This window comes from Vibrio sp. 2033, assembly GCF_033339735.1.
Genome location: NZ_JAWOVC010000009.1, coordinates 15,404 through 35,164, shown reverse-complemented (window position 1 = coordinate 35,164; position 19,761 = coordinate 15,404). Strand labels below are relative to the sequence as shown.

At 43.0% G+C, this 19,761-nt stretch carries 15 protein-coding genes; 8 read left to right on the top strand and 7 right to left on the bottom strand.

The genetic code is table 11. The features are described from left to right. The first annotated feature begins 65 nt into the window (after window positions 1-65). Window positions 66-719 (top strand): GTP cyclohydrolase I FolE, encoded by a 654-nt coding sequence (gene folE, locus R7P74_RS13405; protein WP_005373478.1) that lies wholly within the window; start codon window positions 66-68, stop codon window positions 717-719. A 45-nt stretch (window positions 720-764) separates the two neighbouring features. On the opposite strand, the gene R7P74_RS13400 is transcribed toward folE, so the two are convergent. Together R7P74_RS13400 and clcA are read right to left on the bottom strand one after the other, a co-directional pair. Next, complete coding sequence (locus R7P74_RS13400) at window positions 765-1,712, bottom strand: TDT family transporter (protein ID WP_005373475.1); 948 nt, start codon at window positions 1,710-1,712, stop codon at window positions 765-767. A 261-nt stretch (window positions 1,713-1,973) separates the two neighbouring features. Next, window positions 1,974-3,377 carry a H(+)/Cl(-) exchange transporter ClcA gene (gene clcA / locus R7P74_RS13395; protein WP_005373473.1) on the bottom strand — a complete coding sequence of 468 codons (1,404 nt, stop codon included), beginning with the start codon at window positions 3,375-3,377 and terminating at the stop codon, window positions 1,974-1,976. Between the two features lie 470 nt (window positions 3,378-3,847). Between clcA and R7P74_RS13390 the strand changes: the two genes are divergently transcribed. Continuing rightward, window positions 3,848-4,459, top strand: a complete 612-nt coding sequence (locus R7P74_RS13390) for a hypothetical protein (protein ID WP_318122908.1) — start codon at window positions 3,848-3,850, stop codon at window positions 4,457-4,459. Here the strand turns inward: R7P74_RS13390 and R7P74_RS13385 are convergent. Continuing rightward, window positions 4,440-4,853, bottom strand: a complete 414-nt coding sequence (locus R7P74_RS13385) for a helix-turn-helix domain-containing protein (RefSeq protein WP_005373470.1) — start codon at window positions 4,851-4,853, stop codon at window positions 4,440-4,442. The genes R7P74_RS13390 and R7P74_RS13385 overlap by 20 nt on opposite strands. A gap of 95 nt (window positions 4,854-4,948) precedes the next feature. Here R7P74_RS13385 and R7P74_RS13380 point away from each other — a divergent pair, with 95 nt between their 5' ends. The 5 genes from R7P74_RS13380 (at window position 4,949) to R7P74_RS13360 (ending at window position 10,774) form a co-directional block, all read left to right on the top strand. Continuing rightward, window positions 4,949-5,857, top strand: coding sequence for an aldo/keto reductase (locus R7P74_RS13380; RefSeq protein WP_151515713.1), 909 nt, complete (start codon window positions 4,949-4,951; stop codon window positions 5,855-5,857). A 367-nt stretch (window positions 5,858-6,224) separates the two neighbouring features. Continuing rightward, complete coding sequence (locus R7P74_RS13375; protein WP_005373466.1) at window positions 6,225-7,229, top strand: response regulator; 1,005 nt, start codon at window positions 6,225-6,227, stop codon at window positions 7,227-7,229. Then, window positions 7,229-7,666 carry a PAS domain-containing protein gene (locus R7P74_RS13370; protein ID WP_005373463.1) on the top strand — a complete coding sequence of 146 codons (438 nt, stop codon included), beginning with the start codon at window positions 7,229-7,231 and terminating at the stop codon, window positions 7,664-7,666. Before R7P74_RS13375 ends, R7P74_RS13370 begins: the two co-directional genes overlap by 1 nt. Before the next feature lie 86 nt (window positions 7,667-7,752). Then, window positions 7,753-9,294: an NAD(P)H-hydrate dehydratase gene (locus tag R7P74_RS13365; protein ID WP_318122907.1), complete on the top strand. Its 1,542-nt coding sequence runs from the start codon at window positions 7,753-7,755 to the stop codon at window positions 9,292-9,294. 436 nt (window positions 9,295-9,730) lie between these two features. After that, entirely contained in the window at window positions 9,731-10,774 is a 1,044-nt protein-coding gene (locus tag R7P74_RS13360; protein ID WP_005373458.1) for a GMP reductase, read from the top strand. Between the two features lie 250 nt (window positions 10,775-11,024). Here the strand turns inward: R7P74_RS13360 and R7P74_RS13355 are convergent, their stop codons facing one another. From R7P74_RS13355 to R7P74_RS13345, 3 genes are all read right to left on the bottom strand, one after another. After that, on the bottom strand, window positions 11,025-12,314 hold the full coding sequence (locus tag R7P74_RS13355) for a linear amide C-N hydrolase (RefSeq protein ID WP_176311465.1): 1,290 nt from the start codon (window positions 12,312-12,314) through the stop codon (window positions 11,025-11,027). A gap of 471 nt (window positions 12,315-12,785) precedes the next feature. After that, the gene (locus R7P74_RS13350) at window positions 12,786-13,112 is read right to left on the bottom strand and encodes a hypothetical protein (RefSeq protein ID WP_005373454.1); all 327 of its coding nucleotides are present in this window, start codon (window positions 13,110-13,112) and stop codon (window positions 12,786-12,788) included. An 87-nt stretch (window positions 13,113-13,199) separates the two neighbouring features. Continuing rightward, window positions 13,200-14,891, bottom strand: coding sequence for an FAD-binding oxidoreductase (locus R7P74_RS13345; protein WP_086047494.1), 1,692 nt, complete (start codon window positions 14,889-14,891; stop codon window positions 13,200-13,202). A 283-nt stretch (window positions 14,892-15,174) separates the two neighbouring features. Between R7P74_RS13345 and R7P74_RS13340 the strand changes: the two genes are divergently transcribed. Further along, on the top strand, window positions 15,175-15,648 hold the full coding sequence (locus R7P74_RS13340) for a DUF1842 domain-containing protein (protein ID WP_005373450.1): 474 nt from the start codon (window positions 15,175-15,177) through the stop codon (window positions 15,646-15,648). A gap of 134 nt (window positions 15,649-15,782) precedes the next feature. Here R7P74_RS13340 and R7P74_RS13335 read toward each other — a convergent pair whose 3' ends face one another. Continuing rightward, on the bottom strand, window positions 15,783-18,956 hold the full coding sequence (locus R7P74_RS13335) for an AAA family ATPase (RefSeq protein WP_017819913.1): 3,174 nt from the start codon (window positions 18,954-18,956) through the stop codon (window positions 15,783-15,785). Window positions 18,957-19,761: the final 805 nt, after the last annotated feature.

Below are 19,761 nucleotides of genomic sequence, written 5' to 3'. Positions count from 1 at the left end.
AAAGTATGAATGCAATTTTGATTGGGTTTGTACGAAGGCTGAAGTAAAACAAAAGAGGAAGTGGAATGTCAGGTCTTAGCGAGTCAGCGAAGTTAGTAAAAGAAGCGCTAGAGCAACGCGGTTTGGAAACGCCAATGCGTCCAAACAACGTAAGTCGTGAAGAGAAGAAAGAGAAGATCGAACACCACATGCGTGAGATCTTAGGTCTGCTTCAACTTGACCTTACCGACGATAGCCTAGAAGAAACCCCTCACCGCATTGCTAAGATGTACGTTGACGAAATCTTCTCTGGTCTGGATTACTCCAACTTCCCAAAAATCACGGTGATTGAAAACAAGATGAACGTGAGCGAGATGGTTCGCGTGAAGGACATTACAGTGACCAGTACTTGTGAACACCACCTTGTGACCATTGATGGCAAGGCGGCTGTGGCTTACATTCCACGTGGCAAGATCATTGGCCTGTCAAAGATCAACCGTATCGTTCGCTTCTTTGCCCAGCGTCCACAAGTTCAAGAGCGTATGACTCAGCAAATTCTTGTTGCACTTCAAACGTTGCTTGAGTCCGATGATGTGGCAGTGACGATTGACGCAACACACTACTGCGTGAAATCTCGCGGTGTGATGGATGCAACCAGTGAAACCACGACAACAGCATTGGGCGGTATCTTCAAAAGCAACCCAGCAACGCGTGCCGAGTTTCTGCACGGTTTACGTTAGGTAACCAAGCACTATTCTAAGAGGATGGCAAACGCCATCCTTTTTTTATGCTTGTTTAGAAAATGACTTCATGATTTCTGGCCAATACATTTTGACGTAACCTGCCGATACCCAAACAACCAATACAGTCGCGATACTGAGCTCTAGAAAACCAAAGTCGTGTAGCCAGTGCCAGTGAGGGTGCGATTCGGCGAAAAAAGAGGTCAAGCGATGCATTGCGATGGCGCTGATCACGGAAGGAAAGGTTACTGCCGCGATAGAAGGTTGAAACTTCAAGCGAAGTAAGCGGAAGTAACATAAGTAGATCAATAACGTCATAGTGATGGCGATCCCGGCCAATGCGCCTGTCAGTATCGGATCAGGTAAGGGAAAGTTCACCAAGTATGCTGCTAATGACAAGTTTACCGGCGCGGCCATAATTGCGAGGGTCGGTCTTGCTCGCCTTGGTAGAGAGCCGAAAAACACTAAACGATACAACACGAGTGGCAGCATGAAGAAATAAATGCCGATGCACATCATCGCTAATGTTTCGGAGAATAAGTTGTGACCTAGTTGAGAACCGGCTAGTGAACTACTGATTAGCCCCACCGGATAAAGAAACCAACTCGGTACGATATTGGACATTTTGAAGTTCATTAGCTGAAAGCTAAAAAACAGCACCATCATAGTAAAATGCAGCAAAAGCGCCATAAACCAAAGTGGATAAGCGATGATAGGTGCTACAGCGGCAAGATAATCTGCAAGGATCAGTAACGCCATACTCATTGGTGCCATTAAACTACCACTCAGTGGGTGACGAATGTCGACCATGAATAATCGTGGATTCGCGGCATATTTTATGAGTACAGGGGCGAGTAAAAGTGCGCCGAGTGACGCCAAAAATGGGCGTATCGGTTCACCAATCTCAGGAACATAGAGTGCCCAAGCTTGCCCTAAACCTATCATACCTAGTGCCAACGCGGCTTGAGACGGCGGGACACTATAAAACTGCACAAGTCTTCTCCAGTTCAAATCTACTCCATTTGATTTTTGCCTGAATGAAACGAAACATGACGATTTGGATGAAATGCTCTATTTAAGTAGCGAATACTAACAAGTATGGAGAGGGGTTTCTCATGAAAGGTGGTGAGCAAATATCAGAGAATGATAATTTTGTGAGTTTGGTATCGAATATTTGGGAAAAGATGTAAAAATGCAGAGTTTATCGCTCCAAACCCTTCGATAGTCTGGAGCGAAGTGATAACAAAGAGAATGTTATGTTGATTGATTCTCCGGTAGATCCTGTTGGCGTAACTTTTCGTTTTTGATTGTGCGATGCAGCAACTGGCTGTAAATAGGTTGTCCACCCAACAATTGAGCAATAATCACAGCGCCCAAACAAGTAATGATCAATGGCAGGATTAAGTAGTAGTTATTCGTCATTTCAATCACTAACAGAATACCAGTAATCGGTGCACGTACCGTTGCAGCAAACAGGGCACCCATGCCCGCAATCGCAAATACACCAGGCTCGATATCAAGCGCAGGGAGCAAGACATCAGCACTTGCTCCGAACGCGTAGCCAAATAAGGTTCCCAGAGCAAGCATAGGTGCAAAGATGCCTCCCGGCGCACCAGAACCAAAACAGAGCAGGGTTGTAATTACACGACCAAAGAAAAGCAAAACTAAAATAGATACCGAGTAGTTACCGTTAGTAATGTCAGGAATAAGGCCGATACCACCACCGGTTAGTTGGGGTACGTACAAAAGAAGCAAGCCAAACACGCCTCCCAGTAACGAACCTACAATCAAGTAGCGCTTACGATCGTTTTTGTGAATTGCGACAAAACTGTCTTGTGCCACGGTAATCAGTTTATTGAAGATCACGCCAAACACGCCAAACAATGCGCCAAGCAATAAAAACAGCCATAGGGTTTGAAGCTCTGGCGACTGGTATTGCGGCATAGTGATAACGGCGTCTTGCCCGTTGATGGCGCGAAACACTATGTTCGCCATAATGGCAGAAATGATCACTGCGCGAATTGAGATCAAAGAGTAGCGAAACTGAGGTCGCATTTCCTCCACAACGAACATAATGCCTGCGAGTGGGGCATTAAAGGCCGCAGCCAAACCGCCAGCAGCACCAGAAGCGAGCAGGGAGTGGCGGGTATCGTCATCCTTTACCCGGAATATATCGGTCACCATTCGACCTACAGCACCACCCATTTGAACGGTTGGGCCTTCACGACCAAGCACCATACCAGAGCCAAGTGCGCCCATGCCGCCGAAGAATTTTACTGGTAGCACGCGCCACCAGCGCACTGGACGAATATTATCCATTGCCCCTTCGATTTCAGGAATACCAGAGCCTGCCGCTTCTGGCGCAAAGCGGTGCACAAGAAAATAGCCAATAAAAGCTAAAAGTGCGCTAATGAGAACCGCTGCCAGCCACAATGGTAGAACATTACCAATTTCGCTTCTTAACCATTCTGTTCGTGTTTCAGAAACGAAATGAACGGCAAGCTCGAAATACGTACCGACAAAACCAGCCAACGTACCCACAATGGCGGCCATAATGAGAACAGAAAATGGTGTTGACCCTCGAGAGACAAACTGGTTAATCGCATCTTTCGGTACGTGCGCCAACACAGATTTCACAATTCTCTCGCGTTTGGTCATTAACAAGCTCTCCTGTTGCTGGGGGAAGGGACGAAAGAAAGTATACGCTTCGCAGAGTCTAGACCTAATCAATAAAGATGCAATTTAGCTTTTCACTATTGAGTGTTCGAAGTGTCGCGATATTATTCATTCACTCAGATTGTGCTATTGCTCTCATAATTTAGGATAAAAAACTTGTTTTTTGAGAAAAATGAACCATGCTTTAAATGTAAAGCAACATGACTGCTTCAGAAGGAGGGATGTGAGGTTTTACACACAATTTGGATGGATTCAAACCCTACGGTAAGTCCTCGTTTTATGTTCGGGATGCATCAATAGACATCGCCGATTCGCACACTCACGATTGAGTAACGAGGTAGAGGCGCACGCACATGTGCGCCTTCTTAATTTCTGCGTTATAACTTTCATCACCATAACTTTCATCGCCACCTGCCACTATTTTTCTCTTGAACATTTTCTTGCAGTTAGTAATGTCTTGGTTCGATGTCAACCAACTAGAGCAGTGCATGCGCTTTTATCTTCGACTCTTACTTTCTTTATGTTGTTCGGTAACGTTTCCGGCACTTTCAACGCCGAGCTGGTGGCAAGACACGTTGTCAGCATTGCCATATTCCAATCTAAAAGAACGTATAGAAAAAAGTGGGAGCTGGTATGGTTGCGAAGTGCAGCTGCTAGACAACTCAACGTTTATCAGCGCATTTTGTTTGGATGATTTTTCGTACTACCACCAGCACTTGTATGGTGAAGTGATTTTGAGAAGAGAAAGTGCTCAGTTCTCGTTTCTCACTGAATACGAGTGGCAGCGTCTGAATGACTTACTTCTCAACTTAAGAAAGGATGGGTTAGTTTTACGTAGAGTTACTATCGGACAAGAACACTATGATGTCGTTGAAGCTCTGGAAAAGAAATCTTCCGAACTTGTCGATAAAGAAGTTATTTTGTTGATGAACCGCTATCCGCAAGAAGCGATTCGAAGTTTGCTTTGGGTAAAACCGGACGAGTTTCTGACGCCATCACCGTCCTTAAATGTGCAATTGCGCAGTGATGGCGAAATTATCGAGGTCAAAGTGACTCGTTTTTAGATTCTTTATGGAGAGATAGGAAGGTCGCCATTGCAGACTCATCCAAAAAACCATCCGATTTTTTGTGAGCGCGCAGGTATTGATAGCCTGCGATTAGCTTGCGGTGTATCTCTTCTGCATCGTCTGACAACGGCTGATTCATAACGTGTTGAAAGGCAAGTTTGTACGCATCCATATCCACGACTTCAGCACGGCGATATAAATAACCACATCCCGTTGCTAACCATTCAAGAGAGCAATTGGCGCGCATTGCAATTTGATTTGCTTTAGTTAGGCTAGGTTCACTGCCTTTAAGGTATTTGCGTATTAAAGCTTCAGACACATCGACGCGTCGAGCGAACCCGCTGATGCTTTCTTCTCCGATCAGGGTGGCTAGGCGTTGGGCAAAAGACATATTTCGTACTCCAGTTCGAATTGCGAAAGTTTACCCGTTGAGCCGGTACGAAAACAAGACTACGATGAATGCAGATCAATTGAAGGAGAAAACCCATGGTTGCAAAAGTAGTAACTGCACCAAAAGGCCCAGAGTTCTCAGAGCTGGTTCAAGGATATTGGCGTGCAGTTGAGTGGGGAATGACGGCTCAAGAGCGTTTGTCATTTCTTAAGCAACACATTGAGTTAGGCATTACGACGGTCGATCACGCCGACATCTACGGCAATTACGAGTGTGAGGCGTTGTTTGGTGAAGCGCTAGCTTTAGACAAGAGTGTTCGTGAGCAAATTCAGATCGTGACGAAATGCGACATCAATTTGTGTGGCGATAAAACGCCAGAGCGTAAGATCAATCACTACGACACGAGCTCAGCACATATCTACCAATCGGTGAATAACTCGCTAGAACGTTTGAATGTGGATGAAATCGACGTACTTTTAATTCATCGTCCTGACGTGTTAATGGATGCAGACGAGGTTGCAGAAGCATTTTCTGAGCTTCACAAAGTCGGCAAAGTGAAGCACTTTGGCGTGTCTAACTTCACTCCACGCCAGTTTGAACTGCTGCAATCTCGCTTAGGTAAGCCGTTGGTTACTAACCAAGTGGAAATCAACCCACTTAACTTTGAGGTTGCTCACGATGGAACGCTTGATCAAATGCAAATGTTCCGCACGCGACCAATGGCTTGGTCTTGCCTCGGTGGTGGTTCAATTTTTAGTGGTGACAGTGAGCAAGCTGTTCGTGTCCGTAACGAATTAGAAGCAATTCGTGAAGAAGTGGGCGCAGCGAGTATTGATCAAGTAATTTATGCCTGGGTACGTCGTTTGCCATCTAACCCTATTCCAATCATTGGCTCTGGTAAAATCGAGCGTGTGCAAACTGCAGTTAATGCATTGAACATCGAACTTACTCGAGAGCAATGGTATCGCGTATGGGTGGCTTCTAAAGGTCATGGTGTGCCATAGAATTGATATCTTATCGATGAAATTGTTATTAAAGGCATCCTCTAGCAGGGTGCCTTTTTAGTTTTAGCGCGTTACTGTTTACCCATTATGGAAATGGAAAGAATGAAATTCGAGCAAAAATGGGCTTTGGATGTTAGCTGCAACTTTTTGCTTACTTTGGGTGGAGGAGTTTTACCCATGTTTGTTTTATGTCACTAAACAGCGAATGTGATGCTTGCTTTTTAGTCATTTTGTTCACTCATTCATTCATATTGCGTATGCTTATTGAATAATAAAGAAATAAAAAACTCGTCAGTTTTCTCGTATTACATGCTGTAACAATCTGTTAGACTCCGGCGCAGATTGTGGAATATAAAAAGGTGATTGAATGTCTTTTCCCGTACTCATCTGTGATGATTCAGCGTTAGCACGCAAACAGATGGCGAGATCACTACCAGCCACATTGAATGCCGATATTACGTTTGCTATCCACGGAAAAAACGCGCTAGAAGAACTCGAAAAAAACGAGTTTAAATTGATGTTTCTTGATTTGACCATGCCAGAAATGGATGGCTTTGAAACACTAGAGCACATGCAACGGTTGGGGGATAAAACTCCGGTGGTTGTTGTGTCGGGGGATATCCAACCTAAAGCGAAAGAGCGCGTGTTCGCACTGGGTGCAAAAGCGTTTATTCAAAAACCGATCGCCAAAGATGAACTCAAGAAGGCGCTTAAAGAGTTGGTCGAGCCAGAACCTCGTCCTCAAATTATCACGCCTGTCTCTATTGAGTTACCGATTTTACGTCGTCGCGATATTTACATGGAAGTGGCTAACGTTTCAATTGGTCGAGCAGCCGATGCATTGGCGCGTCACTTTGATGTGTTTGTGCAACTACCTCTGCCGAACGTCAATATCTTTGAAGTGAGCGAACTTCACATGGCCCTACGCGACTTGGCGTCGCATGACAACGTATCGGGTGTTTGTCAGGGATTTTGTGGCGAAGGTATTGCTGGCGAAGCGCTAGTGATTTTGAGTGATTCAAGCGTATCTGATCTCAAAAAGTTGATGAAAGTACCAGCAGACAGCGAAGAGCTAGAAGAGCTTGAGCTGCTAATGGATATTTCTAATATTTTGGTGGGGTCGTTCTTAAATGGTTTAGGCGAGCAGTCTGAAGTCCGATTCTTCCAAAGTCCACCAGTACTCCTTGGTCAGCATATCTCAATTGACTCGATCATTGAATCTACAACTGGAGCATTCAGCCGCACGATGACATTCGAAGTGAGCTACAACATTGAAGGAACGTCGATTCGTTGTGACTTGTTGTTTATGTTTGTGGATGAATCCTTGCCGCTGCTTGATAACAAACTGTCTTATCTAATGGAGGAGTTCTAATGTTGAATATGCCAGCAGAGTTTGAACAATTCCATTGGATGGTGGATATGGTACAAAACGTTGACATGGGCTTAGTGGTCATTGATCGAGATTACAATGTACAGGTCTGGAATGGGTTTATGACTCATCACAGTGGTTTGCAGTCTCATGATGCGATAGGTCGTTCTATATTTGATATCTTCCCTGAAATCCCACAGGAGTGGTTTAAATTAAAAACAAAACCAGTGTATGACCTAGGCTGTCGCAGCTTCATCACATGGCGACAACGACCTTACTTATTCTGCTGTCGCAATGTTCGACCAGTTACGCAGCAAGCGGAGTTTATGTACCAGAATGTTACGTTGAACCCAATGCGCACACCGACTGGAAAAATCAACTCGTTGTTTTTGTCTATACAAGACGCGACGGCTGAAGCTCTGATGTCTCAGAATCAATAGCGATAAAAAACTTTCTCAAAAGCCAAGGTCCGCCTTGGCTTTTTTGTATACTTATAATTGTGTTTCCCAATGCGTAGAACGTGAATATGGACTTTAATCTCGCCCTAAAACTCTACACCGCAGAGCAAGTAAAAAACGGTGAAACGCTGGCTGCGCAAATGGCTGGTGTTTCTATGTATAGCTTAATGCAACGCGCTGGTATGGCCGTGTATGAGCGCTTTTTACATCTGTATCCTAAATCAAAAAATATCTTAGTGATTTGCGGTAAAGGGAATAACGGTGGCGATGGTTACGTATTTGCATCTCTTGCGAAACAAGCTCAACTCAATGTACATGTTTTCCAAATTGGTGATGTATCTGTGCTAAAAGGTGATGCTTTGCGCGCATACCAAGACTGGCAGTCAATCGACGGTGTTAACAATGATTGGGATGAATGGAATACCGCATTGCTAGAAGCAGATGTGATCATCGATGCCATGTTAGGCACTGGTTTAAGCGGTGAGGTTCGTTCGGAGCATCGTCGCTATATTGACCAAATTAATCAAATTCATACCCCTGTGATTGCAGTCGACGTTCCTTCTGGTCTGTGTGCTAATACAGGTGCAGTTTTAGGTGATGCTATTCGTGCCGAGCATACTGTAACCTTCATTGGGGTTAAGCAAGGCTTATGCACTGGACAAGCGAGAGATCGAGTTGGCGAGCTCTACTTTTGTGGTTTAGGCGTCAATACTAAGTTTGATACTATCGAAGTAGAAAGTGCATTAGGTATTGATCATCAGGTTGTTTCAAGATTAATGCCCAAGCCAAATCCAACGGTCCATAAAGGTGACAACGGGAAGTTGCTTTGTGTTGGTGGCAACCAAGGGATGTCTGGGGCGATTCGTTTATGTTCCTCCGCTGCGATTAGAGCCGGAGCGGGTTTAACTGCCGCAATTACTCACACGAGTAGCCTTATTCCACTGCAGGTTGGTTGCCCAGAAGTAATGAGCCAGAGCATCACCGCTGACTTACTCAGGGATACTGAGAACGACTTAACTAAACGCATTCGCTGGGCTGACGTATTAGTGTTTGGTCCTGGCTTTGGAGATGATGAGTGGGCTTATCAAGCCTATCAATATCTCGCTCAAGAGCAGAAACCTAAAGTTGTTGATGCTGATGGCCTCAATATTCTAGCGATGCTGAGCCAGCGATGCGATGGCACTCTGGTGTGCGACAACCATCGAGTGATCACGCCGCATCCTGGAGAGGCAGCTCGACTACTAAATGTAACCGTTCAACAAATAGAAAGTGACCGATACTCTGCTGCAAGACAACTGCAAGAGCGTTATGGCGGTGTAGTGGTTTTAAAAGGCGCGGGGACGCTTATTTACGATGGAACGAGAATGTACGTCTGTCTAGCGGGTAACGCCGGAATGGCGACGGGGGGAATGGGAGATGTGTTATCTGGAGTCATTGGTGCATTACTAGCCAAAGGTTTACCAATTTCTGTTGCCGCACGTTTAGGTGTGGTACTTCACAGTCATGCTGCTGATATAAACGTGAGTCAGAATGGTCAAATTGGTCTTTTGGCAAGTGATGTCGTTAGCACTCTTCGTACCGCTATCACCCAAGAGCTCTATCGAAATTAATTAGATTTCATGCATTGCTGAGAAAATTGGTCGATTTTTTGAGTACTTTTTTTTCGAATTAGCAGGGCATCTTAGTATTAGCTGATTGAGTTTTAGGCAGATTTGAGAGGTGATGCGTTTTAATTTTTAAGATATGACGCAAAGGTTTGCGCAATGGGTTAACTTAAGTGCTTTCTCAAGTTGTTGATAGTTATAAATAATAAGAGGTTTTGGTGACTTGGGGAGCGTTTTTGATATGCGATTTTCAAGATGGTATCACAAAAAAAATTCAAATATCAGACTTGTAGGAAATAAATCACAGCCTATAATGCTGAAAACCGGAGCGTCTGCCAACGCTCCGGTTTTTTTGTGTCCGAACAACAGTGAACTCGTCTGCCAACGAAATCACTACGCACTCTGAAATGACACATATACATATGAATCAAGGAATTACACAATGCGTATCGAACAAGAACTTAAGTTAGGTTTTAAAGATGTACTGTTTCGCCCGAAACGTTCTACCCTTAAGAGCCGTTCTCAAGTAAATTTAACCCGCGATTTTACATTCAAGCATAGTGGTCGTCAATGGTCTGGTGTGCCAGTAATCGCAGCAAACATGGATTCGGTTGGTAGCTTTGCAATGGCTAAAGCCCTAGCTGAGCATGGTGTAATGACCGCTGTTCACAAACATTACACGGTAGAAGATTGGGCTGAGTTTGCTAAATCAGCAGATAAAGTAACCATGAATAACGTTATGGTGTCTACTGGGACATCTGACGCAGACTTCCAAAAAACCAAAGACATCATGGCACTTTCAGATGAATTTATTTTCATTTGTATCGACATTGCAAATGGTTACTCAGAGCATTTGGTCGAGTATGTTGAACGCGTGCGAGCAGAGTTCCCAGACAAGGTCATTTCTGCAGGCAACGTGGTTACTGGTGATATGTGTGAAGAGCTAATCCTAGCTGGTGCAGACATCGTTAAAGTGGGTATCGGCCCAGGCTCAGTTTGTACAACTCGTGTAAAAACGGGTGTTGGTTACCCGCAGCTTTCTGCAATCATCGAGTGTGGCGATGCAGCGCACGGCCTTGGTGGCATGATCGTCGGTGACGGTGGTTGTTCTTGTGCGGGTGACGTAGCGAAAGCATTCGGTGGTGGCGCGGATTTCGTAATGCTAGGTGGGATGCTAGCGGGTCACGAAGAGTCAGGCGGCGAAGTGATCGAGAAAGACGGCGAGAAGTTCATGAAATTCTATGGCATGTCGTCGAAGAGCGCGATGGACAAGCACTCAGGTGGTGTCGCTGGCTACCGTGCGGCCGAAGGTAAAACCGTATTATTGCCATACCGTGGTAGTGTTCACGGCACTATTCAAGACATCCTTGGCGGCGTTCGCTCAACATGTACATACGTAGGTGCAGCAAAGCTTAAAGAGCTAACCAAGCGTACTACATTCATCCGTGTTCAAGAACAAGAGAACAACGTGTTCGGTAAAGAGTAAATCGACTGAATGTAAAAAGTGTAAAAGCAACCATACGTTATATCTATAGCAGATAAAACTATACTATATGCAGCTATGAGCCAGAGTGAGATTGATTTCTTACTCTGGCTTTTTTATTAGCTTTATAGCGATCATCTTGTTTAGTTCAAGATAATTTAAGAATAGTGAATTTAGCAGTTTTGTCTTTTAAAAGCCTCGCTTAGAAAGCGGGGCTTTTTGCTTCTCATTTGTTTGCGCTTCAAAATTAACTCTAAGCGATTTTAATAGTTGGTCGAGATTCGACTTGTTCAAACGGTAATGATGTTGTAACTGGCATGAGCTGTAAAACGCTTGAAATCTGACAGTCTCTATTTAATCCAATATAGTCTTTGACATTAGCGACTCGCCAAGTCATGTCTCCGTAAGTACGCAGATAGAACGCGGGTGATTGATGACTGTTATGTCTAATAACGCTCCATTGGGTGATATCACTAAAAAAGACTTCAGGGTTATCGGATGTCTCAAGCTCATTCGCCATGATGCCCAAAGGTATATCAACGCGATTAAGTAGCTTTTGTCCGAGTGAGAAGGCTTCGTCGAAGTTAGTTGGTTGTTCGCTTAATTGCTTAATTGCATAGGTTTGTACAAATCGAGACGGCGGTGTTGGGTCGGCGGGTAGGCCCATCAAGCCAGCGCCATTGATTGATTGAAGTGGGCCAGGCACTTGGACATGACGTTGCATGGTTACTTCATTGTTCGGTTCTGGGTTGTAGTTGCGCAAATTGGAAAAATATGAGAGGTGATTGACATGCCAATGGTAATTTGGGCAGTTAGTCATTATTCCTACGTAGGAGTGGTCCACAACCACTTTATAATCATCAAAGTCATATTCGGTACATTGATAGCGTGCTTGCTGATTTTCCTCTTTGCTGAACATGTCGCTTTCTTTAAATGCTCGATAGATATGCATATTACCGTTAAGAAATTCAATGACAGCACCGTCATTATTTGCATCGTGAATAACGAAATGCTGGTCCAACGTCATGTTGTCACTCTCTGTTTCACCAGTTGAAATAGTCGAGTTAAACACGTAAACGGGGTGAGTAGTGAAGTACGTCACCATCTCGTCCACAGTATTAAACGTAGACAAGATAAAAGTACCAAATAGGCCGCTGCCTAATGCAAAGGCATCATCAGGGATGTGAGAGGTCGATACATTTTGATTGAGAATGGGCAAGTACAGTGACCCAACAGAAAGGCCAGATTCATTAATGCCATCAGCTGTTAAAAGAGGGTTATTATACCGGGTAATGGCGTTGCAGTGTATGAAGCTCAACTCTCCCTGCCAATTTGCTCGAAACTCACATTCTTTACTGTGACGTTTTGGCGGCTGACCATTGAAAACACGGTCGGCTTTTCCGTCGGAAGTAAAGGTCGTAATTTGGTAAGTTTGTTGGGCTCTAAACCAAATCTCGGTCTGAAGGTTAACTGCAAACTCCATGGTTCTAGCGGATAAGGTTTGGTTGTTGCAACCATAATTGATATTAACATCTGTACACATAGCCATGCTTTCCGTTGTTTATCTTGAATGATGAATATCCAAGAAACCCTCTGAATCAAATGCTTAGAGATTACGTGGATATAGATGAATTGCGCTTTAGTAATGGTTTTAGCCATTGAGATAAGCGCATGCTATTAAGTTAAGCATTCAATCAAAAAACGTCAGTAGCAGTTTAGTATCAGTTGATAGAGTTAAAATAAAAAGTGATGTATTAAGTAAAACTCTTTGATCTTAGAAATTAATAATATATTTATTTTTTCAATCTTGGTTACTCTAGATTTAAAGTTTATTTTAAAAGTGATTTGTATTTATTCGATTATCTTGCAGTGGTGATATAAAGTGAGAACATAAAGTTAACAATTTCAGATTGTGATTGAAAATGGGGAGAGTCTTCAATCCAAATACCGAGAAATGAAACTGCCCGAGAAGTTGTGCAACTGTCTCGGGCGAAGTGATGAATCAGGTGAGCAGCTATAAAGTTTTCTCACAAGAACCGCTAAGTGGTGGAGATATTTTTAAATTATCATTAAAGATTTCTACAACGACGGGGCCTTTATTTTCATCTTTTGCATAGTATGCACAGGACTTGTCCCCAGTATAGGTTTTACCTGCCTTTTTGAAACTGTAATACCAGGAGTCATGGGTAGCGGCACCGGATTCAAAACTAGCAGATTCAGATTGTTCGCCAATATTCAAGTCGAAATGAACCTCCATTTCCGGAGAGTCTTTAAATCTCACATATCCGGTGATTTTATCGTTGGAGTTATTTTTAACGTAAAATGAACCCTTAGTTGTCATAATTTTTCCTCTTTTTTAATTTCTATACGTGATAGAACGGCCAAATGACGTTCTGTTAATATATGCTTTTTAAGATGCATATTGATGTTAAATGATGGTCTTATTAGTTCTAAGGTGATTAAACTTATCCTTAGCGTATTTTTCTTTTATACCGATTAAGTCGCGGTAGCTTCGATCAAAATAAACGCTTGTCGGAATTGCCGGATCTTTAAAGCTGATGAAGGCACCATAGGTTCCCGGTATATCAGCTTCTCTGGCTTTATCAATCCAGTCCATGGCTCTGTTTACATCAACAAGTACTGGGTTATTTTGTAGTTCTAGTTTTTGCTTTATCTCTTCATTCCACCAGGTTTGGTATTGGACTGTATATTGACACTGGCGGTAGGGGAAAGATATGTCTTCAAGGTCGTCTGAGTGATGATAAAAACTGCCAGTGATCGCCCCTAAGGTTACGTAACTAAATAGCCCTTGATCGCGGTTTTCTGGCTTTATCAAAGGTGAAGTTAAGCTTTGCAAAAGTGCAGTATAGCCTTCTGGTTTAAGACCTCGCTCTGACACCAATCGCGAAGTGATTTTGTGAGGTGCTGGGGCGTCATAATCGGGAGGGAAAGGAGAACCGTTTTGACACAAAGAATCGCGCCCCCATGTGCTCATCAGGGAGTGATCGTATTTCTTCCCGTCAAAGTCAGTGCCATGTGCTTCATAGACTTGAACTAAATCAGGGAAGCAAGCGCCAAATTGAACGGCTATAAATTGGTGAAGATCTTGTTCTGTTCCTTCCCAGTAGCCATACATGGCGCAGTGATGGCTGATGGTTTCAATATCACAGTGGTTAGATGATTCAGGCAGAGCATCAATTTGCAAGTTGGTGCCAAGAAGTTTAGGCGTATCGAGGCTTTTTATAGCCTGCTCCCAATTTTTTAGCACATCTATGGTAGGGTGCGTTGGTATTGGCTGAAGCATACCGTTGATTTTTGGATAGAGGTTCCACTGAAGCTCGAAGCGGTGGATCTCTTTGGGTAAAGGGAATGTTTTTACGCGTAGCTCGGTAACAATGCCATAGCTCATGCCTCCGCCGCCTCTTAGTGCCCAAAATAGGTGAGGGTTGGACTCTGCTGAGACTTCTGTGATCGTACCATCACCCAATACCACGGTTGCACTCACTAGGTGCTCACAACACATGCCGTATTTTCGCGTCCAAGGGCCCCATCCTCCGCCTTGAATATAGCCAGTCAACCCAACTGTGGCACAGGTTCCATGTGCAATCATTCGATCATGCTCTGCAAGTTTTGGTGTCAGTTGATAGAAGCGATAGCCAGCACCAATGGTGGCAATATTGTCACACAATTGGAAGGTCTTAATTCTGCTCACGTCAATCAAAATGACGTTGTCACCACTGCATTCACCTGCGTGATCATGCCCTCCTGAGCGAACACGAATCGGGAGATTGAATTGGGTTGCTGTTAGATAGGCTTGCTGAACTTCTTGCGTACTTTCGCACATGACAATGACAAAGGGTTGGTGTTGATAGCGAGTATTGAAGATGAGTGACTCGACTTGATATTGGTTCAAACCGGGAACCGGTGAAACCGTGTTTTCAAGAGGTGTCAGTAATCGTTCTTTAGGAAAACCGCACTTATCCATTTTCTGAATAAACAGTTTGGCATTATTGACTGAGATTGAGTACGCGCTAAGTACAGCGAGGCGTTGTATTTGAGGGTTAGGGTGCTGTTCTACCACTTGGTTTTCTTTAGTTCCCTGCATCCATTCATGTTCCATTATTTTTTCCATTTGGCTTATGTATTGAATAGTTGTTCAAATATTAAACCAAATGCATAAATTCACCATATCAGTTTGGTATCAGTTGTTCTGTACAAATCGCCAAAAGCATCAGCGAGAGAGCAACAATATCTGGTTGATGAAAAGAACGATCGGCATCTGCGTGACCGTGGATAATTTATGTAGTCAAGTAGATCTGAGCCTAAATTGATACTGAACCAGAATGACGTGTTATCTACATTGAATGGGTCACTAACGACAATAAATTCAGTTGGAGAACACAATGAAAATGGACTCAAAAGAATCACAAGCAATTTTTACTGCTCATTATCAAATTGGTAACGGCTTACCTGGAGGAGTGAGCTTCGATGTTAATCTACTCGTGGCCAGCGAAGACAAATCAATAGTGGGTAAAGGACATATCTTTCAGGCCGTTAACCCACCGTTAAATGTGGTGTCTGATCTCAATGGTAGTTTCAACTATCAATGCACGATGCGTGATTGTCATATCATGGTGACGTTGCAGGGCTACCAGCCTTATCTAGGCATTGCTCCTTTAGGAGCTGATCTTCATAACGTAACGCTCAACCTCCTACTTAATGATGATTGGAAGTCAGGCGTGGCATTCTATCGATATAAAAATAGTTCAGGTAAATGGATTGAAGCAGCAAATCAACGCGTTACTCTACTTTTGCCTGAGCATGTTCCTAGCATCGAGAACTTTAAGGTGGAGCAAAATGATCTTGCGCCAGCATAAATCTCATCAGCGATGACACTGTGCCAAAACACAGATATTCGATGGTTTCGAATATCTGTGTTTGACGAGGTAAATCGAGTAAACACGATGACTTGACGGTGCAATTAATCGACTTTCTTCGTTTATTGAATATTTCATGGTTGAGTAGATGTGGAGAGCCAATGGTCGAGCTCATCAACACTTATTTGAGCCTGATTCAGTTGATGCTTACGCGCGGCCTGATTGAAGTTTAACAACTCAGAGACGGAGCTGGACTGGTCGAGTAAGGCAAGCATCAGATTCGCTTGTTCAATATAAAAATCACCCCATGGATGCGGATCTTCTTGGGTGAAGTTAGACAGCTTATCGCGATATTTTCGAAGTAGCGTAGGCTGCTTATACTGCCACGCTACTTGGATTCCTTGTTGGTAAAAGCGTAAATAGTTATGACCAACACAGGTAGATTCTAGCCAAGCCTCACCAGTGCGCAAAGCGGAGAGGGCCGTTGATTCATCGCCACAAATAAGTGCCTTGGTAGATACGAGCCAAGGACCAATAAAATTGTGTAGCTTATTGATATGAACAAGATCTAGAGCCGTGTCGATGTCCGAAAGGGCTTTCTCCTCTTTTCCCTGATACCAGTGCAATCTTGCACTGGACTCCAAAAGAAAAGCGACAAATCGATGAGCATTAAGCTGTTTTGAAAGTTGTAGAGCGGTCGAGATTTCGTTTTCAGCTTGCACCAAGACATTACGGTCGAGAAAGATCCATGCAGCCGTAAGCCTAGAAACAATTTCTGCTCGGCGGTTTGCCGTGAGATAGGCAAGATTCGAGGCATGCTGAGCCTGTTTTAGTGCTTCGTCAGATTGCAGTTGATAGATCATCACTGTTGCCAGCATGTAGCGATTGGCAGTTTCAATCGAAAGCAACTGATGCTCTTCACACAGTTGCAAACACTCGGTTAAGTGCTCGTATGAGCGAGCCATTTTTCCTTGTGCGTAGGCACAATCACCGAGGCCGCCAAGCGATTTTGCTTTCGCGCGAAAACAGTTTGCTCGTTGACTGTAATCTAATGCAAGTAAATGTTCTTTCTCACATTCGTCTAGCTGCCCAGTGGGGAACAGCATATTACCTCTCATCGAGTGAATTTCACACAAAGATTTATTTAACGTCAGCTTTTCGCACAGGGCTTGGGCTTGGTCTAAAATCGACATCGCTTGTACAAAGTTGTCGGTTAAACGGTAGGGGTTAATGAGGTCTAAATAGTATTGAACACGTTCAGAATCATTTTCTGTGTGATGAATCGCTTGCTCAAGGACCTCAATACTCTCTTTGATGCGTCCCATCGAATACAGGCAGTTTCCTTTCATATTTAGTGCATACGCCATCTGTGCTTTAGGTGACTCTTTAATAGCGTATTCAATAAGAGTCAGTGCTTTTTCAAATTGATAATTGCTCAGGTAATGTTTGGCGGTCTGGTCAAGAACAGTAAATACACCTTCGCCCTTGGCATGATTGATATGGACTGCATATAAGAACCGATCTCGGTTCTCATACCATTTTGCGCAGGCCATGTGTATTTTTGAACACTGTGACTTGTCTATTTGACGGAAAACAGCATTACAAATCAAATCATGATGGAAAAGGTATTGATCGCCATTGAGTTTTACTAAGCCAGCGTCGACTAACTTATCTGGTACGTAGCCGGGAATTCGAGTGATTTCACGCAGTTGCTCCAGTTGAAAGTACTGCCCTAACACAGATGCAGTACAGAGTGCTTGGCGATCTTGGGCTGGAAGTTGAGCTAATTGTATCGAAACTAAATGTTCCAATGACTCCGGAACGTCTTTATCAAACTGAGAACAAAGTAGTGTTTGGCGTAAGTATAGAGGATGGCCTTTCGCAAGCTTTATACAGTCATTGATATGTTTATTCTGTTGGCATGTGATTGAGCAAGCTAACTCGTAAGACTCTTCAGATGATAACTCCCTAAGTTCGATTAGATTCACGTTGGCAAACCAAGATTGTTTGGAACTAAGTCGTTTTTGCTGCCTAAACGTCAGAAAGAGTAAAATATTGGTGTTTGTAATATAAGGTAGCAGTGTCTCAAGAAATGCCAACATTACCTCGTCGGCCCAATGGACATCTTCAACAATAATCAAATGCGGTTTGCTGGTCTGCCGTTGTTGAATTAAGAAAGGGATAGATTGCTCTATCGTTTGTTTCAGCGTTTGGAACTCCATTAAGTTCAGCAGCTGTTTTTCTGATTCGTTGAGTGTTACCCCCATTAACCAATAAAGGCAGAGATGGAAAGAAGAGGGAATTGATGACTCGACAGTCTGCTGACGAATAGAATCATCGGTATCTTCACGAGTAAATGAACAAATTGCCCGAGTGAATATATTTTGAGGGGACAAGAGATCAGCACTGCCATGATTCAGGATTTGAATCTCTGTGGTTAAACACGAAGAACGACTCAAAGACGAAATGACCTGGTTGAGTAGGCTGGTCTTTCCTATCCCTGCGGTACCAGTAATACAATACGTTTGGCCTGCTTCTTGTTTTTGCCATCGCTTGATTCCGCTATTCAATGTTTCTAGTTCAAGTTTACGCCCTACGAAACAGTCAGTATGGTTTTGGTGTAAGGATACAAAATGCCAGTTGTTGAAGTCTGGCTCTCCTGTTAGAAAAGGTTTTATTGGTCTGGCACAATTGGACGAGATAAAGCAAGGACAAGCAGCTATTTCTCCCCAAGGGATTTTAACTAGGATTTCATTGATTGGGGTTATCGCATTCGGATGTTCCGATAGCTCAGTGATTCGATGCATGTATTTCACATTGATAAAAGACCGAATCGAAGCCGAAAGAGCAACCTTTAATTGAAGGGCTAGTTGTCGAATTCGCTCAAAAATATATTCGTCCGATTCCTGTAAAGACCAAGTAAGAACAAACGTTCGGTTTTGTATTATGGGTGTAGTGTTTTGGCTGAGAAGTAAGGTTTGCAGAGCCTTTGCGGTCAAATCACACTTTGCTTCGATTGCAAAAATAAAAAAATATGGTGGTGATGAAGATACATTTGTAAATAATGGTTCTGAGGCCCGATCTATTAAAAGGTCCTCTACGGGGACAGAAAAGTATTCCGCGAGATTGGATGCGGTACGATACAGCACATTCGCCCCAGACTCTGCTCGCTTTATAGAAGCAATAGATACGACAAAACCCTGTTGAAAGCATTCTTCCGCCAGTTTTTCTTGGCTCAGTCCTAATTTCTTTCTCAGTTCTTTGAGTCGTAATACGTTGAGTGGAATTCTTCCATCCCTATTTGCCATATTTCACTCCGTTGTAACGTATAGCTTTTCCCAGTAAAGCTGAATCGATTGGATATGTTGAGTGAATAAATTTATCTTATTTCACCACATATATAATACTAGTAGTTAAAATGTTATATACGAAAATGAAATGGGCATTTTAATCTTCAAACCACCTTAATTTATTGTTATATTAGTGGTGTTTTTTTATTAATAATTTTGATATTTATTTTTGTGAGTTCATGTTTTTCTTAATAAGTTTTTTGAAATATCTTTAAACTTATATCTTTTAAAAGATTGCACACCTTAAACTTATATTGGACTTCATTAAACTTTAAAAATTAAATTCTTTAATTTTAGAGATATAAATTGACAATCTTATTTTTAGTGTTTTTTTTGATCTCTATTCTGGCTAACTGATTTTTTCTAGTCTATAAATCAAATATCGGCAATTTCAAAATAACTGCCGAAAAAATTATTTTAATTTCAATATTATAAATAGTTGGCTTTATACTATGGATATTGGCTTTTTCTGCCTGTTAAAAGGCTTTCATATTACACCACACTTGAGTGCCGCGCTTACCTCTACTAAGGAGACTGCGTGGCTGCCATATGTCAAACGATCTTGCCATCTAGGGGATTGGCAAGCGCTTGCTTTAGAAGAATCACATCGAAAGGCCTATTACCCTAACTATTTACTACTCTCTGAATTTACAGGATTAGAACTGTTTTTATCTCAATTTTTCTGCCCAATTTTGTCAGTACGGTTTATGAAGTTAGAGCCGGGAGCTGAGATATTGTAACGCGGACCTCTGGCATATGTTTT

Excerpts from the sequence above, each read along its gene's own strand:
- folE (WP_005373478.1), top strand. The coding sequence starts at position 66 with ATGTCAGGTCTTAGCGAGTCAGCGAAGTTAGTAAAAGAAGCGCTAGAG.
- clcA (WP_005373473.1), bottom strand. The coding sequence starts at position 3,377 with ATGACCAAACGCGAGAGAATTGTGAAATCTGTGTTGGCGCACGTACCG.
- R7P74_RS13390 (WP_318122908.1), top strand. The coding sequence starts at position 3,848 with ATGTCTTGGTTCGATGTCAACCAACTAGAGCAGTGCATGCGCTTTTAT.
- R7P74_RS13385 (WP_005373470.1), bottom strand. The coding sequence starts at position 4,853 with ATGTCTTTTGCCCAACGCCTAGCCACCCTGATCGGAGAAGAAAGCATC.
- R7P74_RS13380 (WP_151515713.1), top strand. The coding sequence starts at position 4,949 with ATGGTTGCAAAAGTAGTAACTGCACCAAAAGGCCCAGAGTTCTCAGAG.
- R7P74_RS13375 (WP_005373466.1), top strand. The coding sequence starts at position 6,225 with ATGTCTTTTCCCGTACTCATCTGTGATGATTCAGCGTTAGCACGCAAA.
- R7P74_RS13370 (WP_005373463.1), top strand. The coding sequence starts at position 7,229 with ATGTTGAATATGCCAGCAGAGTTTGAACAATTCCATTGGATGGTGGAT.
- R7P74_RS13365 (WP_318122907.1), top strand. The coding sequence starts at position 7,753 with ATGGACTTTAATCTCGCCCTAAAACTCTACACCGCAGAGCAAGTAAAA.
- R7P74_RS13360 (WP_005373458.1), top strand. The coding sequence starts at position 9,731 with ATGCGTATCGAACAAGAACTTAAGTTAGGTTTTAAAGATGTACTGTTT.
- R7P74_RS13355 (WP_176311465.1), bottom strand. The coding sequence starts at position 12,314 with ATGTGTACAGATGTTAATATCAATTATGGTTGCAACAACCAAACCTTA.
- R7P74_RS13350 (WP_005373454.1), bottom strand. The coding sequence starts at position 13,112 with ATGACAACTAAGGGTTCATTTTACGTTAAAAATAACTCCAACGATAAA.
- R7P74_RS13345 (WP_086047494.1), bottom strand. The coding sequence starts at position 14,891 with ATGGAACATGAATGGATGCAGGGAACTAAAGAAAACCAAGTGGTAGAA.
- R7P74_RS13340 (WP_005373450.1), top strand. The coding sequence starts at position 15,175 with ATGAAAATGGACTCAAAAGAATCACAAGCAATTTTTACTGCTCATTAT.
- R7P74_RS13335 (WP_017819913.1), bottom strand. The coding sequence starts at position 18,956 with ATGGCAAATAGGGATGGAAGAATTCCACTCAACGTATTACGACTCAAA.